The sequence below is a fragment of the Neoaquamicrobium sediminum genome (genome assembly GCF_040970315.1).
In the GTDB taxonomy this organism is placed as follows: domain Bacteria; phylum Pseudomonadota; class Alphaproteobacteria; order Rhizobiales; family Rhizobiaceae; genus Aerobium; species Aerobium sediminum.
In genome coordinates, this window is record NZ_JAZHFV010000002.1 from 249,119 (window position 1) to 264,427 (window position 15,309).

At 62.0% G+C, this 15,309-nt stretch carries 15 protein-coding genes; 7 read left to right on the top strand and 8 right to left on the bottom strand.

Annotation, left to right across the window (positions count from 1 at the left end):
* The first annotated feature begins 165 nt into the window (after nucleotides 1-165).
* Nucleotides 166-1,098 (top strand): LAPAL motif-containing putative phage structural protein, encoded by a 933-nt coding sequence (locus tag V1479_RS06580; protein WP_368802214.1) that lies wholly within the window; start codon nucleotides 166-168, stop codon nucleotides 1,096-1,098.
* Between the two features lie 294 nt (nucleotides 1,099-1,392).
* Here the strand turns inward: V1479_RS06580 and V1479_RS06585 are convergent, their stop codons facing one another.
* The 3 genes from V1479_RS06585 to V1479_RS06595 form a co-directional block, all read right to left on the bottom strand.
* On the bottom strand, nucleotides 1,393-2,988 hold the full coding sequence (locus V1479_RS06585) for a BCCT family transporter (RefSeq protein WP_368802215.1): 1,596 nt from the start codon (nucleotides 2,986-2,988) through the stop codon (nucleotides 1,393-1,395).
* Nucleotides 2,989-3,231: 243 nt separating this feature from the next.
* Nucleotides 3,232-3,588, bottom strand: coding sequence for a hypothetical protein (locus V1479_RS06590; protein WP_368802216.1), 357 nt, complete (start codon nucleotides 3,586-3,588; stop codon nucleotides 3,232-3,234).
* Nucleotides 3,589-3,648: 60 nt separating this feature from the next.
* Complete coding sequence (locus V1479_RS06595; protein ID WP_173187109.1) at nucleotides 3,649-3,795, bottom strand: hypothetical protein; 147 nt, start codon at nucleotides 3,793-3,795, stop codon at nucleotides 3,649-3,651.
* A 227-nt stretch (nucleotides 3,796-4,022) separates the two neighbouring features.
* On the opposite strand from V1479_RS06595, the gene V1479_RS06600 reads away from it, so the two are divergent.
* Together V1479_RS06600 and V1479_RS06605 are read left to right on the top strand one after the other, a co-directional pair.
* A complete protein-coding gene (locus V1479_RS06600) occupies nucleotides 4,023-4,286 on the top strand; it encodes a DUF6460 domain-containing protein (RefSeq protein WP_368802217.1) in 264 nt (87 codons plus the stop codon).
* A gap of 95 nt (nucleotides 4,287-4,381) precedes the next feature.
* A complete protein-coding gene (locus tag V1479_RS06605) occupies nucleotides 4,382-5,728 on the top strand; it encodes an MATE family efflux transporter (RefSeq protein WP_368802218.1) in 1,347 nt (448 codons plus the stop codon).
* Here the strand turns inward: V1479_RS06605 and V1479_RS06610 are convergent.
* From V1479_RS06610 to blaOXA, 3 genes are read right to left on the bottom strand one after another with little or no spacing between them, the layout of a single operon-like run.
* Nucleotides 5,725-6,810, bottom strand: a complete 1,086-nt coding sequence (locus V1479_RS06610; protein ID WP_368802832.1) for a quinone-dependent dihydroorotate dehydrogenase — start codon at nucleotides 6,808-6,810, stop codon at nucleotides 5,725-5,727. The two genes, V1479_RS06605 and V1479_RS06610, sit on opposite strands and share 4 nt — an antisense overlap.
* The gene (locus tag V1479_RS06615) at nucleotides 6,810-7,157 is read right to left on the bottom strand and encodes a DUF952 domain-containing protein (RefSeq protein WP_368802833.1); all 348 of its coding nucleotides are present in this window, start codon (nucleotides 7,155-7,157) and stop codon (nucleotides 6,810-6,812) included. Before V1479_RS06615 ends, V1479_RS06610 begins: the two co-directional genes overlap by 1 nt.
* A 58-nt stretch (nucleotides 7,158-7,215) precedes the next feature.
* Nucleotides 7,216-8,028: a class D beta-lactamase gene (blaOXA, locus tag V1479_RS06620; protein ID WP_368802219.1), complete on the bottom strand. Its 813-nt coding sequence runs from the start codon at nucleotides 8,026-8,028 to the stop codon at nucleotides 7,216-7,218.
* Nucleotides 8,029-8,206: 178 nt separating this feature from the next.
* Between blaOXA and V1479_RS06625 the strand changes: the two genes are divergently transcribed.
* Nucleotides 8,207-8,635: a hypothetical protein gene (locus V1479_RS06625; RefSeq protein ID WP_368802220.1), complete on the top strand. Its 429-nt coding sequence runs from the start codon at nucleotides 8,207-8,209 to the stop codon at nucleotides 8,633-8,635.
* A gap of 3 nt (nucleotides 8,636-8,638) precedes the next feature.
* On the opposite strand, the gene V1479_RS06630 is transcribed toward V1479_RS06625, so the two are convergent.
* Nucleotides 8,639-9,040, bottom strand: coding sequence for a hypothetical protein (locus tag V1479_RS06630; RefSeq protein ID WP_368802221.1), 402 nt, complete (start codon nucleotides 9,038-9,040; stop codon nucleotides 8,639-8,641).
* Nucleotides 9,041-9,264: 224 nt separating this feature from the next.
* Between V1479_RS06630 and V1479_RS06635 the strand changes: the two genes are divergently transcribed.
* A complete protein-coding gene (locus V1479_RS06635; RefSeq protein WP_368802222.1) occupies nucleotides 9,265-9,924 on the top strand; it encodes a response regulator in 660 nt (219 codons plus the stop codon).
* Nucleotides 9,925-9,931: 7 nt separating this feature from the next.
* Here V1479_RS06635 and V1479_RS06640 read toward each other — a convergent pair whose 3' ends face one another.
* On the bottom strand, nucleotides 9,932-13,426 hold the full coding sequence (locus V1479_RS06640) for a PAS domain-containing hybrid sensor histidine kinase/response regulator (protein WP_368802223.1): 3,495 nt from the start codon (nucleotides 13,424-13,426) through the stop codon (nucleotides 9,932-9,934).
* Nucleotides 13,427-13,646: 220 nt separating this feature from the next.
* On the opposite strand from V1479_RS06640, the gene mscL reads away from it, so the two are divergent.
* Together mscL and V1479_RS06650 are read left to right on the top strand one after the other, a co-directional pair.
* The gene (gene mscL / locus V1479_RS06645; protein WP_173187099.1) at nucleotides 13,647-14,069 is read left to right on the top strand and encodes a large conductance mechanosensitive channel protein MscL; all 423 of its coding nucleotides are present in this window, start codon (nucleotides 13,647-13,649) and stop codon (nucleotides 14,067-14,069) included.
* 72 nt (nucleotides 14,070-14,141) lie between these two features.
* Nucleotides 14,142-15,308 (top strand): pyridoxal phosphate-dependent aminotransferase, encoded by a 1,167-nt coding sequence (locus tag V1479_RS06650; RefSeq protein ID WP_368802224.1) that lies wholly within the window; start codon nucleotides 14,142-14,144, stop codon nucleotides 15,306-15,308.
* Nucleotide 15,309 lies beyond the last annotated feature (1 nt).

The following is a 15,309-nucleotide window of genomic DNA, read 5'->3' on the forward strand; positions in this document are numbered from 1 at the left end:
TGCCGGAATGCCTCGTTGCCTTTCACCCGCACCGCCGCGATCGCCGGAAACTCCGGCTCATCAGAAAGCCGCCGCGCCTAGCTTGTCGGCACCGCGAGCTTTTCCGCGCCTGTAGGGCGCCGCCGACAACGCAATTTCCACATCTTTTACTTTTATGGAAAGAATATGGTCGACGGGATTCGCGTGACTGTGGGGGAGTATGTCATGCCGCCAGACAGCGACATTGAGATTAAAATCGATTTCAATGCGGATAGTGGTTCGGCCGCGCGTGTTTTCGATATCGCCTCAAACATTATCAGAGCCTTTGAAGATTTAGATCGTGTGCTTATCACGACTGTCGACTCGAGAATTTCGACGGCGCTGATCTTGGAGGATGTTGAGAAGTCTAGCCTCAAGATATTCCTTCGCAACCTCCTTAGGGCAACCGATGACCAGGCACTCAAAGATCTCGACTGGAGGAAGCAAGTCGGCAAATACCTGGTCAAGGCTAAGTATCTAGCCCTTGAATGGCTCGATCAGGACATTGAGGCGGAACAACCCGCCCAAATCGAGGATCTCACTGAGCGCATCCGCCAGCTCGCTGTTGAAACAGACGTCCGGCATTTGCCCGATTATCCGCCACTCAATCCGACGCGCATCGCACAACCTCTAGACGCTCTCCAACGAACGAAATCGCAGTTCCGCGAGGGAGAGAAGCTGCTGATCACGCTCGATAAGACTGAGTATAGGGTTGACCTTCGAAAGCTGTGGCTACCCTCCGAGCACCTACCCGAAGCTCCTGTGGATCAGGAACTCTCGAACGATGCCGACATGGTGCTCATTATCAGGAAGCCTGATTTCCTGGCGAAAACGCAATGGCAATTTCGACATGGCAAATCGACCCTGTCCGCGACAATGGACGTTCCGGAGTGGCTGCACGAATTTCACCAAGGGAAACATCCAATCAAGCCCGGTGATGCGCTGCGTGTCCGGGTTCGGTTTGAGTACCGCTATGATGCAAACGGCGATCTTGCTGACCAGAGAACAACCGTTATCAAGGTGTACGGCGTCATCCAGGCGGCGGTTCCCCCTCCTGGTTTTTTCGACGACGAGGGGTAAATGTCAGAATGGGCGCACTGCCGAGGATCCTGCTCTACGCGACGCTAGAACGTCGATCGCTGCGACGTCCCGATTGCGTTCAGTCGGCCTTCCTGGTGTTTTACAGGGTCGTTGATATCATTGACTGATTTCCCCGCGTTTCGCGCGCGGTTTTACAGCAATGATCCTGATATTGCGTGAAAAGGGGCCGCTTCCCAAGCTTACGACGAGGGTTCGATTCCCTTCACCCGCTCCAGAATCTAAAAACCGCCGCCTCGGCCGAGGCGGCGGTTTTCGTTTTTCATGTCGAGACGTCTATTGCTGCTGCTGACGTTCGCTTCGCAGTGCCTTGAACAGCGCGTAGGTCATGAGCAGCAGGAGGATCGCGAAGGGGAAGCCGGTCGCGATGGCGCCGGCTTGCAGCGCGGCCAGCCCGCCGCCCAGCAACAGCGCGATGGCGATCAGTCCTTCGAAAGTGCACCAGAAGATGCGCTGGGCCACCGGCGCATCGACCTTGCCGCCCGCGGTGATGGTATCGATGACCAGCGAGCCGGAATCGGACGACGTGACGAAGAACAGGATCACTACAATGATGCCGAGAGGCGCCGTGATGCTGAACAGCGGCAGCGGCTCCAGCATGCGGAACAGCGACAGTTCGGGCACGTAGGCCACAACCGTGTCCTGCACGCCGGCATAACCGTCGGCGAGGAACTGCGTGATCGCCGTCCCACCGAAAGTCGTCATCCAGACGATGGATGCGATGGTCGGGATGATGAGCACGCAGGTCACGAATTCACGCACCGTGCGGCCGCGCGAGACGCGGGCGATGAACATGCCGACGAAGGGCGACCACGAAATCCACCACGCCCAGTAGAACGTCGTCCAGCCATGAATGAATGCGTCATCTTCGCGGCCGATCCAGTTGGCCAGCACCGGCAGGTTCATGACATAGTCGGCGCTGTTGGCGAAGAAGCCGGTGACGATGGTTAGCGTCGGGCCCAGAACGAGCACGAATACCATCAGAAGCAGGGCGAGAAACAGGTTGATTTCCGACAGTCGCTTGACGCCGGCGTCAAGCCCGGCAAGCACCGAGCCGAGCGCGACGGCGGTGATGCCGACGATCAGAAGCACCTTCATATTGTCGGTGTTGGGCACGCCGTAGAGGTCGTTGAGGCCCGCCAGCGCCTGCGAAGCGCCGAAGCCGAGCGACGTTGCAAGACCGAACAGCGTTGCGAAGACAGCAAGCACGTCGATGATATGCCCTGTCCAGCCGCGAACACTTTCACCGAAGATCGGATAGAAGGCCGACCGTACCGATAGCGGCAGGCCGAGATTATAGGACGCCAGCGCCAGCGAAAGCGCTACGACCGCGTAGATGGCCCAGGGGTGCAGACCCCAGTGGAAGATTGTGGCAGCCATGCCCATGCGGCGCGCTTCGTCAACGGCCTCGGGCACAAGAGCGCCATCGACGACGGGTGGCGCAAGGCCGAGCGGCGGGTTGTTGAAGTGGTACATCGGCTCCAGCACGCCGAAGAACATCAGGCCGATTCCCATGCCGGCCGCAAAAAGCATGGCGAACCAGCCCCAGTAGGAATAGTCGGCCGTCGCATCCTTGCCGCCGATACGCACATTGCCGAGCGGCGTGACGATGAGCACGAGGCAGAAGAGCACGAAGACGTTCGCCGAGATCATGAACACCCAGTCGAAGGTGGTGGTCAGCCAGACCCGCAGACCGCCAAGTGCCTCGGCGGCGGCTTCGCGAAAGATCAGCGATGCGATCACGAATGCCACGGTGAGCACGCCAGAGATGGCGAACACCGGATTGTGGATATCGAGGCCCATGAACTGGACGTTGTCCTGACCGGGCTCAAGGCCGTGATCTTCAGGCACGATGGGAGCTGTGTCGCTCATTGCATAATCCCTCCTCTGCAATGATTTCGGTCCCTCGCGGCAGGCGCCGCAGACCATCTTCCTCCGCGGGGGAGCATGGAACCGGCGGCGGAAATTAAGGTGCCGATTCGCGACCAATGCTAGGTGAGTTGCGACCAAAGCCCAAACATGGCGGTGTAGAACGAGGCTGCAAGGCAAGAAAAAAGGCCTTCGGAGCGATCTGCCCCGAAGGCCGTGGCACTTTCGTTTTTAGCTGAGTCTGCCTCAGTACCAGGGTCTGCTGTGGTTGTTGTTGTCGGAAAGGGCCTGTCCGACGACAAGACCGATCAGGAAACCAAGAAGTCCAGCCGACGACAACACGGTCGCTGCGGTGCCCGGGTTTTCGCGGATCGCCTCGGACACGGCATGCGCCTGGGTTTTCACCTGTCGCGCCGCGCCACGCGCCTGCGTGGCGGCGCTTGCATAGAGCTCGCTCGCTTCATCTTTTGCGTCTTCGTAAAGCGCCTCGCCGCGCTCGGCGAGCGATGCGCTCAGCTTGCCGACCTCACTCCGAAGGTCGGCGATCTGCTTCTCGAGATCCTTGCGGATGCCGTCGACGTCAATCTTGTCTGAATCTGCCATGGGAGGTTCTCCTGTTGATGCCGACGTTATGCCGCCGGCGTGACGCGTCAGTTCCTGATATTAGTTCTGCTCTACGGACACCCCGGATTCGTCGATGCGCAACTCGACGCCACTCGGCTTGCTCTCCTCACGAAGGACGTAGGCCCCTAATGCGATGACCACGACAATCAGCGCGCCGACAAGGAGATAGAGGTAGTTCTGCTTCATGTGCGCTCCATAGGTAAGGAAGATGAGGTTGAAGATCGGTAGGAGCTTAAAATGGCCACATCATCCGGTGGCTTCTTTGCCGATATAGCGTTTGCCCCTACCCATTTCGCTTTGGTGACCTATAACGCGCAGCGCCGTCTGTTGGTTGCATGCATTGGTTGGCATGCGGCCTTGAAGTTGCCGTTTGCGGCGCGTATCTGCCGCCCATCGTCCCGAGGAGATAAGGCATGTCGGCCATCAACCGTTTTCTGGGTGACTCGCCGCTGCGCGTCGTCATCAAGCTGATTGTGGTGTCGTTTCTGGTGGGCATCGTGATGGCGACGTTCGGGTGGTCTGCCTGGGACGTGATCTATCGGATCGAGGATTTCTTCGTCGGCATCTGGAACCTCGGCTTCGATGCGGTCTACAGGTTCTGGGGTTATTTCCTGCTGGGCGCCGCCGTGGTCATTCCCGGGTTCCTCATCCTGCGCCTCCTGAGCTATCGCCGCTGATGCACTGGCAGATGCACTTGCCGCTGGCTGGATATGGCAGGTGTGACGCCGATGCGGCATGACAGACGGCGCAGGGTTCACAGAGCTCGACCAGCATGACAGCAAGTGAAAGCGCGGCGCCGGTCCGGCGATCTTTCGAGGTCGACAACAGGCTTGTGCTCTCGATCGCGCTCCCGATGATGCTGGCCTATCTGACGACCCCGCTGCTGGGCATCGTCGACACGGCGGTCATAGGGCGGCTGGGTGATGCGGCCCTGCTCGGCGGCCTTGCCGCAGGCGCGATCGTCTTCGATCTCGTCTTCGCGACCTTCAATTTCCTGCGTACCGGCACCACCGGACTTGTCGCGCAAGCCTTTGGCCGTGAAGAGCCTGCCGAGGAACAGGCCGTCTTCTGGCGGGCACTCATCGTTGCCGTTGGCGCGGGCTTTGTGCTCGCTGTGGCCGCGCCTTTGGTGGTTTGGGCCGGCGCGCGCTTCATGGCGGCCGAGCCGGCGGTGACGGAGGCGATGGCGTCCTACGTTGCCATCCGGTTACTGTCCGCGCCCTTCGCGCTCTCCAACTATGCGATCCTGGGATATGTGCTCGGCCGTGGCGAGTCCGGTTTCGGCCTCGGGCTCCAGCTTCTGCTCAACCTCGTCAACATGACCTTGTCGGTCGCGCTCGGCCTGTGGATGGGCTGGGGTGTCGCGGGCGTGGCGTGGGCTACCGTCGCGGCCGAAGCCGTTGCGGCCTGTATTGGTCTAACGTTGCTCATTCTGCGCTTCCGGCGTCTGCCGCCGCTGGCACCAGGCGCGCTGAGGAACGTCGCAGCTCTGAAGACAATGTTCGCTCTCAACCGCGACATCATGATCCGCTCCTTCGTGCTGCTCGGAGCCTTCGCGCTGTTCGCGCGCCAGGGAGCACAGCTTGGCACGCTGACGCTGGCTGCAAACGCCGTGCTGATGAACTTCTTCCTGCTCTCCGGCTATTTTCTCGATGGTTTCGCGACCGCAGCCGAACAGCTTGCCGGCCGTGCAGTGGGTGCGCGCTATCGCCCGGCGTTCATCCGGGCGGTTCAGCTTACGGCCTTCTGGGGCTTTGCCGTGTCCGGCCTGGTTTCGGTGCTTTTTCTACTGACGGGCGATGCCCTGGTGGCACTGATGACGACGGCGCCGCAGGTCCGCGCAATGGCAGGCGACTATCTGCCATGGGCAGCACTCACGGCGGTGACGGGCGTTCTGGCCTTTCAGATGGATGGTGTCTTCATGGGCTCCACCTGGTCGCGCGACCTCCGCAATATGATGCTGCTGTCGTTCGCGCTGTTCATCGCCGCGATGATGACGCTTCCCGCGCAGTTCGGCAATGCCGGCCTCTGGATGTCGCTGCACCTGTTCCTGATCGGGCGTGGCATCAGCCTGCTCGCCATCATGCCGGTGAGGGCGCGAGCGACCTTCCGCGACTAGATCGGCGCGGCTTCCCATTTGGCCAGCGCGGTGTCACGCAACGCGCCGATAGAAGCGACGCCCTCGCGCTGCACGATGGCCGAAAGACCCCGCACGATGCGCGCCGGCAAGGCCGGGCCATCATAGATCATCCCGGTGTAAAGCTGCACGAGATCGGCGCCGGCGCGGATCTTCTCCGCGGCCGTCTCCGCGGACGTGACGCCGCCGACGCCGACAATCACCACTTCCGGCCCCAGCCTGCGCCGCATGCGCGCCAGCACGGCCGTCGAGCGCGCGAACAGCGGCCGTCCCGAGAGGCCGCCAGCTTCGATGGCATGGCTGCTCGCCAGTCCATGTCGCGACAGCGTGGTGTTGGAGACGATCACGCCGTCGACTTTTTTTGCGAGCACCTGCGCCGCGACGTCGTCGAGCTCGGTTTCGTTGAGATCGGGCGCAATCTTGAGGAAGAGCGGCGTGTGCTTGTTGCTTGCCGCGTCCGAAACGGCGCGCGCCTCCGTCACCGCCTCGAGCAGTTCGGCCAGGGCTTCGCGCGCTTGTAGAGCGCGAAGCCCTGGAGTGTTCGGCGAGGAGATGTTGACCGTCAGATAGGACGCAAGGCTCGCAAAGCGCTCCACGCCCAGCCGGTAGTCGGCGACGCGGTCGCTGCTGTCCTTGTTGGCGCCGATATTGACCCCGACGATGCCGCGTCTGCCTGTCCGGGCCTGAAGCCGCGCCAGGCATCGCTCGTGACCGTCGTTGTTGAAGCCCAGCCGGTTGATGACCGCATGGTCCTGCGTGAGCCGGAAGATACGCGGCTTGGGATTGCCGGTCTGCGGCAGCGGCGTCACGGTTCCGACTTCTGCAAAGCCGAAACCGAGCCCGATGAGCGCGTCGGGCACTTCTGCGTTCTTGTCGTAGCCGGCAGCCATGCCGAGCGGATTCGGGAAGGTCAGTCCTCCCGCCTTGACTTCCAGTCGCGTGTCGCGCGCGGGCGGCCGGCAAAACCCGCTACCCGCCTTCAAGGCCGCTATCGAAAATCCGTGAGCCGTCTCGGGATCGAACGCGAAAAGAAGCTTCTGCCCGATCCGTTCGACGCCGCCGATCATGCCGGCAGATCCGGAAAGACGTGAACGCCGTCCGCGCCGAGCGGCAGCGGCTTGACCCACACCACCGCGCCGAGTTCGAGCGGCGCGAAAAGGTGAGGGAACAGTGCCCCGCCGCGCGAGACCTCGTATTTCAGCGCCGATCCAAGCTTGTCCTCGTCGACCGCCACCAGAAGAAGATTGTCCTGCCCGACAAAGTGCTTCGCCGCGGTTTCGCGCGCCTGCTCTGCAGTTGAGAAGTGGATGTACCCGTCGGCGAGATCGACCGGCGCACCGAGGAACACGCCAGCGGTCTGAGCCTCGCGCCACAAGGGCTCGGGGACGATCTTGTAGATGAGCTTGGTCATGCCCGCGCTATAGGCGTAAAGCCGCGCGAAGAAAAGCAGCGCGGCGTCTTCTCGACAACTATCGAACCGACTTTTCCGCAAGCTCCGGCCAGGCCTCCAAAAACGCTTCGCGTGCCCTTAGCCCGCCCGACCGCTTCTGGCGCTGTTCGTCCTGGTCGAGCCTGGCGAAAACGACGGCTGTATCGTCACGTGTAGCCCAGCCGACAAACCAGCCCCAGCCGCGCGCGCGGTTGAGCGAACCGTCCGCATTGCGCGGATAGGCCGAGCCAGTCTTTCCGGAAACGGTCCAGCCGCCTTCGGTCGAGGTACTTTCAACGACCTCGATCGTACGCTCGATCGCGGCCTCGCTCACCGGCAGCTTGCGGTTGAGAAAATTGTGGAGAAAGACGATCTGCTCGCGCGGCGAGATCTTCAGCGACGACCCTATCCAGGATCGTTCGAGCCCATTGTTGCGGCCCGGGTCGCCGGTGAAATCGGCGTTGCCGTAACCCAGTTTGACCCCGTAGTCGGTCATCCGCTCGGCGCCGAGGCTTTTGGCGATCTGTTGCGAATACCAGACGACGGAATATTTCATCCAGCGGGTGGGGTCGGTCGGTTGTGTCCAGTTTTCGCCGCCCCATGCGGGATATCCGTCCTTGAACGGCAGAACCGGGTCGTGACTGTCGTTGAGAAAGCCCGCGTCGTAGCCCATGAGCGCCAGCGCTACCTTGAACGTCGATGCGGGTGTCACCCGCGTCCGGCAATCACCTTCTTCGTGAAGCACCGCACCACTCGCCGCGTCCGCAACGATCGTGCAGATGTTGCGCGCCTCGGCAGGCGCGGCGGCAATCAGTGCGAGCAGGGTCGTCGCGCAGGAAAACACGAGCTTCATGAGGCGGTCCTTGGGGTTCGCAGGGTTTTGAGGCATCATCGAGCCATATGTGGAGAGGTCATCGACCTGACGCAGCAATCGGATATGCCTGTGGCGATTGCGCGGCGGAATCTGCCTTCCGACGCAATTCCGGCGCAAAAACACGCTTCAACTGAATGCCTACTCGAAGGAGGCAGACATGCGACACGGAACGATGCTGGCGGCCGCCGCCCTCACGGTGCTGTCCGTTTCCCCATCCCCGGCTCAGGAGGTTGAGCGCTATCGGCTCGAGCGCACCGACGATGGCTACGTACGCCTCGACACGAAGACAGGCCGGACGACACTGTGCCAGGAACGCAGCGGGCAACTGGTCTGCAAGATGGCGGTCGAGGAGCGCACCGCGTTCGAAAGCCAGATCGATGATCTTGAGGCGCGGGTCGAGGCGCTGGAAGACCGGCTGGCGACGCTGAAGGCCGGCGGCCGGTCCGAGGAACTGCCCAGCGAAGAGGAATTCGAGCAGACGCTCGGCTACATGGAGCGCTTCTTCCGCCGCTTCATGGGCATTGTTGAGGAGTTCGACCGGGAGGAGAAGACGATCCAGCCCGAGCCCCCTGCCGACCGCACCTGAGCCTTATCGCGCGACGACAAGTCCAATGCTTTCAGTGTCCAGGCCGGTTGCGACAAGCACGACTGAGACGAAAAACATGCAGCATGCTGCCGCGAGCGCCCCTGCGGCAAAGCGGCCATAGGTTTCGCGGAGCACTCCGGCGAAGCGGCGCCTTGCTTCCGCGTCGTGAGGGCGTAGGCCGTCTTCCAGATAGAGCCAGACTTCGGTGTGCTTCGGCTGTTGCCGGCCGGCGTAGTGCGCCTTGAGAATGAGGATCCCCGCCATGATCAGCGCGAGCAACGCGCCTGCCCGGAAGGCAGTCGGTGGACTGAAGGCAAACGAGAGCATGATGCAGGCAATCGCGAGCGTGCCAAAACCGACTGCGCGCCCCACGCAGACGAATGCGATCTGGCGGATGGTTTCCATGGCGGTCTCCATCATAGACCAAAGTCTAATAATGAACGCGACCAGCAATCAGCCGCAAGTCACATTCAGGGGAGAATGAGCGGTCGCTGAAATAGTTGCCGCCGTATGCATCCGGGAAGACTCGAGGGGCACGTGCTTGCATTGAGCGGGTGGGAGCGCATAATCGACGTCGCGGCGTCGGCACCCGAGGGTACACTCGGGGCGGCGATTCGGGGGAGGACAGTTTGCCAACGGGCTTTACATTCGTCGTTGCGGACGATCATCCGCTGTTTCGCGGTGCGCTCAAGCAGGCTCTTGCCGGAGTGGGTGAGGACAGTCGCGTGCTTGAAGCGGGCGACTTCGACGGCGTGAAGTCGTTGATTGCGGGCAATGACGACGCGGACCTCGTCCTGCTGGACCTGACAATGCCCGGAGCTAGCGGCCTTTCCGGACTGGTTGCCCTGCGTGGCATCGACTCGACCGTGCCGATCGTCATCGTCTCGGCCCATGACGATCCCATCACCATCCGCCGTGCGCTGGAATTGGGCGCGTCGGGTTTCATCTCGAAATCGGCGAGCATGGATGAAATCCGCCGCGCGGTGCAGACCGTCATCGAGGGCGGCGTCGCGACGCCGGAAGGCATCGATCTCGGCGAGGAGGGAGACCCTGAAATCTCCGATCTGATCGCACGTCTTCAGACTTTGACGCCCCAACAGACGCGTGTTCTGGGCATGCTCGCGGAAGGGCTGCTCAACAAGCAGATCGCCTACGAGCTCAGCGTCTCGGAGGCGACGATCAAGGCGCATGTCTCTGCAATTCTTCTGAAGCTGGGTGTCGACAGCCGCACCCAGGCAGTCATCCGCCTGTCCCGCATCGCCACAGATCCGTTGGCAGGAGCAAGCTGAAGCCTGCTCACTCCGCCGCGGAAAGCATCTTGCGGCAGCGTGTCAGCACTGTCCGGAGGCTTGCGGGTTTCACCGGCTTGTTGATGACGGTGACGTTTATTCGTGCAGCGGCCTCGCGCACTTCATGGGAGCGATCGGCGGTGACGAGAACGGCCGGCATCTCGACCCCATAGGCATCGCGCAGCTTGGAGATCACGTCGAGCCCGTTTTCACCGCGGTCTAGATGATAGTCGGCCAGAATGATGTCCGGTCCAGGCGTGGCGTCGGAAACGTATATATCCGATGACCCGGATGCGGTCTCGACGCGACAGCCCCACCCCTCGAGCAGCAGTCGCATGCCGCTGAGGATCGCAGCCTCGTTGTCGATGCACAGCACGCTAACCCCATCGAGTATGATGTTGTGGCGCACCGACGCGCGCACTTCGCTGACCAGTTCGATGTGAGGGGCATCGACCTTGGGCAGGATGACGGAGAAACGCGTGCCCGCACCCTTGCGCGACTGTAGCTGGATTTCGAGGCGCAGCACGCGCGCGATGCGGTCGACGATCGACAGACCCAGGCCGAGCCCCTGCGCTTCCCGCGCGCCATCCTCGAGCCTTGTGAACTCGCGAAACACGGTGTTGAGCTTGTCGTCGTCGATGCCGATGCCGGTATCCCACACCTGAAGCTCAACCAGCTCGCCACGTCTGCGCACGCCCACCAAAACATGCCCTTTGCGTGTGTATTTGATCGCATTGGAGACGAGGTTCTGCACGAGCCGGCGGAAAAGGTTGCGATCGGTATGAACGGCAAGCGTCGACGGAACGATGGTGAGCTGCAGCCCCTTGGCGGCGGCCAGCGGCTGGAAGTCGGTTTCCACTTGGCGGAGCAGGCCGTCGAGCTTGAATACGCTGTCCACCGGTTTCATGGCACCGGTATCGAGCCGCGAAATGTCGAGCACCGCGCCGAGAATGGACTCGACCGACTCCAGTGAGGATTCGATGTTTCCGACGGCGTCGCCCACCTTGCCATCGCCCACCGACTCCAACAGCGCCGCGCAGTAAAGCCGCGCGGCGTTGAGCGGCTGCAGGATGTCGTGGCCGGCGGCAGCCAGAAAGCGCGTCTTGCCGAGATTGGCTTCCTCGGCCAGCATCTGAGCCAGCGCGAGTTCCTCGTTCACCCGCGTCAGTTCTGCCGTCCGGTTGGCGACGCGCTGCTCCAGCGTTTCATTGACGCGCTTGAGCGCAAGGTCGGCCTGCACGCGGGCCGTGATGTCGGTATAGGTCGCCACGATGCCGCCGTCCGGCATCGGGTTGGTGCGCAGCTCGATGATGCGGCCCGAACGCTTGAGTTCGATCGACCATACCTCCCCGAACCACGTCATCCGGTTCAGCGTCTGGTATTCGGAGCCCGCGGGGATGTCGCCGCGATCGGCCAGATAGCGCAGCACCTGATGCAGCGAGACACCAACTCGACCCATTTCGTCGGGCAGGTCGAACAGGGCGCGGAACTGCCGGTTCCAGCAGGTCAGGCCGAAATCGCGGTCGAAAACGGTGACGCCTTCCTCCATCTGGTCGAGCGCGGTCTGGAGCAGGTCGCGGTTCTGCTGCAGCGCTTCTGTCGCGTCGTCGAGCAGCCGCAGCGTGCCGCGCGAATTGCTGTCATTGCGCTGGAACAGCAGCGACAGGATAAGCCGCGCCGACGACGAGCCAACCGCGCTGGTGAGAAGCTGCTCGGAGAACCGGATCACCGCCATGCTGGCAAGCTCGTTGCCGTTGATTGCGCGGCCTTCCTTCGCCTCGAAATTCTGGAACGAACGCTCGGTGCGCTCGACACCGAGGTAGCGGGAGATCGTGTCCTTGAGGTCGTTGACGGTGACGGCGGTGCGGAAGCGGCGCAGGTTCGGCATCGGCCCAGCATCGCGCGGCACGAACAATGCGCCCTGGATGCGCTCCAGCGGTCTGGCCGCGCGCGAGAGCGAGCCGAGCACGAAGAAAAGCGTGTTGACCGACAGGCTCCAGATCACCCCGTGATTGAGCGGCTCGCCGACCGTTCCGAAGAGTGCCTGCGGCCGTAGGGCTTCCATGCCGAATAGACCGGTGCGAAGGATCTCGGTATCCGGCGGTGCGAGCGAGGGAAACAGCAGCGTGTAAGCCCACACGGCAATGCCGGTCGACATGCCCATCACCGCGCCGCGCCCGTTTGCGCCGCGCCAGATCAGGCCGCCGATGAAGGCCGGCGCGAACTGGGCGATCGCCGCGAAAGAGATCAGGCCGATCGAGGCAAGCCGCGTGTTCGTCGTCGTTTCGCGATAATACAGGAACGCAGCGAACAGGATGACGAAGATGGCCGCGCGGCGGACGTTCAGGATGACCTGCGACCAGTCTTCGCGGTCCGGCTGTCGCGACTTGAGCAGGCGTCGCATGACGAGCGGGATCACGAGGTCGTTGGAGATCATGATTGACAGCGCGACGCTTGCCACGATCACCATCGCTGTAGCTGCCGACAGGCCACCGATAAATGCAAACAGCGCGAGCGCGTTCTGGCCGTAGTGGAGCGGCAGCGAGACGACGTAGAGGTCGGAATTGGCATCGGACGGCATGATCGCCAGCCCGGCAAATGCAATCGGAATGACGAACAGGTTGATGGCGACGAGATAGAGCGGAAACATCCAGCTCGCCTTACGCAGTTCCTCCTCGGAGCGGTTCTCCACCACGGTTACGTAGAACTGACGCGGCAGCATGATGATCGCCAGGCCAGAGAGGACAGTCATGACGATCCAGGTGGGCAGCGAGGTGCTGTAGCCGAATGCGCTCTGCACCTGGGCATTTGCGGTGACCGTCGCGATCAGCTCGGCGGGACTGCCGAGCAGGATGAAGGTGATGGCGATGCCGATGGCAAGAAAGGCTGCGAGCTTGACCAGCGATTCCACAGCCACGGCCAGGATCAGACCGTCCTGATGCTCGGTGGCATCCGCATGCCGCGTGCCAAACAGGATGGCGAACATGGCAAGCAGCAGCGCCACCGCCAGCGATATGTCCCCGATGAAAAGATCGACCGCCGGCGGCGCGCCGTTATAGTGCTCGACCATCAGGCTGACCGAGCCTGAGATGGCCTTCAATTGAAGCGCGATATAAGGCACGGTGCCGAACATGGCTATGACGGTCGCGATGCCGGCAACGGTGAAACTCTTGCCGTAGCGTGCGCCGAGGAAATCGGCGATCGACGTGATCTTCTCGGACTTCGCGAGTCGGATGATCCGCGTCAGGAACGGATAGCCGAACAGGAAGACCAGCACCGGGCCGATATAGATGGTCAGGAACTCGAAACCGCGTTCGCTCGCCAGCCCGACGGAGCCGAAAAACGTCCATGATGTGCAGTAGATCGCCAGGCTGAAGGCGTAGATGTACGGTCTGGCGCGGCCTGGACCATGGGTCGCAGCGCGCCGATCGCCGACGCTCGCAATGGCGAACAGCAGCGTCACGTATGCGATTGCCACGATGACGATGACCCAACCCTGCACCTGCCGTCCAACCTCCCATCCAGCGGTGGCGTGTATTCTCGATGAGGCAATCACAGCTCGGCAAGGCTGTCCATTGATCTTACGGCGGGGTAGGCATCGCGGACGGTTGCGGCAATCGCGCATTCGCGCTTATCGCGAGCGCACTTTTTGCTATGGTCAACGTGGCCGGCCTTCAGCGGGCTCTCGATTCGACAACGATTCCATTCTCCAGGAGGGACGGATGATCAAGGAATTTCAGGAGTTTATTGCCAAGGGCAATGTGATGGACCTTGCCGTCGGCGTCATCATCGGCGGCGCGTTTGGTCTGATCGTGTCATCGCTGGTGGACGACATCATCATGCCGGTCGTGGGGGCGATCTTCGGCGGGTTCGACTTCTCGAACTACTTCCTGCCTCTGTCCTCGGAGGTCACCGCATCGACTCTTGATGCGGCAAGGGAGCAGGGTGCGGTCTTTGCCTACGGCAACTTCCTCACAGTGGTGATCAACTTCCTCATCCTCGCCTGGATCATTTTCCTGATGGTCAAGATGGTGAACAACATGCGTCGCCGTCTGGAGAAGGAGAAGGAGGCGGCACCGGCCGCGCCACCGCCGGTGGATGTCCAGCTTCTGACTGAGATTCGCGATCTGCTTGCCAAGAAATAGCCCACAGGTAAGATCATCGGTATCGAGACCCCGGCTTTCCATGGCCGGGGTCTTCCTTTGGCGAGGCATAGCGTGAACCAGCTTTCCCATCTTCGAGCCGAGGCGCAACGGGCACCCGAAAGCGGCATCGTCGCAGTCATGAGTCATGGTCGGGGCAAGGAGGGGTTGATCCCGCTCTGGGCCGGCGAAGGCGATCTGCCAACGCCTGCATTTATCTCGGATGCGGCTGCCTCCTCACTTGCCGCCGGCGAAACGTTCTATACCTGGCAACGCGGTATCCCGGAACTGCGCGCGGCACTGGCGCGCTATTACGGTCGCCACTTCGGCCGCACGTTCGCACCCGAGGAGTTCATCGCGACGAATGGCGGCATGCATGCGATCCAACTCGCGCTCGACGCCGTTGCGGGCCATGGCGACGAGGTTATCTACCTTTCTCCGGCATGGCCGAACTTCGCCGCTGCGGCGGGAATTGCAGGCGCCACGCCGGTGCCGGTCGTACTTGATGCATCAGCAAATGGATGGACCTGCGACGTCGAAAAGATCGCAGCCGCGATCACACCGTCCACCAGGGCCATCTTCGTCAACACGCCGTCCAATCCAACCGGTTGGACCGCCGATCGGGAAACACTCGCTTCGATTCTCGATCTGGCGCGTGAACGCGGTCTCTGGATCGTCGCCGACGAGATTTATTCGCTGTTCTATTATGGCGGTACGCGCGCACCGTCCTTCATCGACGTGATGGAACCGGACGACCGCATCATCTTCGTCAACAGCTTCTCCAAGAACTGGGCGATGACGGGCTGGCGCGTCGGCTGGCTGAAGATACATCCCGAACTGCAGCAGGTCTTCGAGAACCTGATGCAGTATTCGATTTCGGGCGTCCCGGCCTTTCTGCAGAAAGGCGCGGTCGCGGCACTCGACGAGGGCGATGCGTTCATCGCGGAGCAGGTAGAACGGGCGCGGGCCGCGCGCGACATCGTGTGCGACAGGCTGCGGTCCACGGGACGTGTCGAGCTTTCGCCGCCCGCAGGCGCGTTCTACGCCTTCTTCAAAATCGACGGCGCGGAAGATACCACGGCCGCGGCGTTCGATATCATCGATCGGGCTAATGTCGGACTGGCGCCCGGCACGGCGTTTGGTGTGGGCGGCGAAAGCTACTTCCGCTTCTGTTTCCACCGCCGGCTCGACGAGGTCGAGGAAGCGGCGGAAAGGCTCGCCCGCTGGATCGAGGCGCGCTGAC

What these genes read in the sequence shown, in the direction of transcription:
- mscL (WP_173187099.1), top strand. Translation starts at nt 13,647, where the DNA reads ATGATCAAGGAATTTCAGGAGTTTATTGCCAAGGGCAATGTGATGGAC.
- V1479_RS06585 (WP_368802215.1), bottom strand. Translation starts at nt 2,988, where the DNA reads ATGAGCGACACAGCTCCCATCGTGCCTGAAGATCACGGCCTTGAGCCC.
- V1479_RS06630 (WP_368802221.1), bottom strand. Translation starts at nt 9,040, where the DNA reads ATGGAAACCATCCGCCAGATCGCATTCGTCTGCGTGGGGCGCGCAGTC.
- V1479_RS06625 (WP_368802220.1), top strand. Translation starts at nt 8,207, where the DNA reads ATGCGACACGGAACGATGCTGGCGGCCGCCGCCCTCACGGTGCTGTCC.
- V1479_RS06600 (WP_368802217.1), top strand. Translation starts at nt 4,023, where the DNA reads ATGTCGGCCATCAACCGTTTTCTGGGTGACTCGCCGCTGCGCGTCGTC.
- blaOXA (WP_368802219.1), bottom strand. Translation starts at nt 8,028, where the DNA reads ATGAAGCTCGTGTTTTCCTGCGCGACGACCCTGCTCGCACTGATTGCC.
- V1479_RS06615 (WP_368802833.1), bottom strand. Translation starts at nt 7,157, where the DNA reads ATGACCAAGCTCATCTACAAGATCGTCCCCGAGCCCTTGTGGCGCGAG.
- V1479_RS06595 (WP_173187109.1), bottom strand. Translation starts at nt 3,795, where the DNA reads ATGAAGCAGAACTACCTCTATCTCCTTGTCGGCGCGCTGATTGTCGTG.
- V1479_RS06580 (WP_368802214.1), top strand. Translation starts at nt 166, where the DNA reads ATGGTCGACGGGATTCGCGTGACTGTGGGGGAGTATGTCATGCCGCCA.
- V1479_RS06605 (WP_368802218.1), top strand. Translation starts at nt 4,382, where the DNA reads ATGACAGCAAGTGAAAGCGCGGCGCCGGTCCGGCGATCTTTCGAGGTC.
- V1479_RS06590 (WP_368802216.1), bottom strand. Translation starts at nt 3,588, where the DNA reads ATGGCAGATTCAGACAAGATTGACGTCGACGGCATCCGCAAGGATCTC.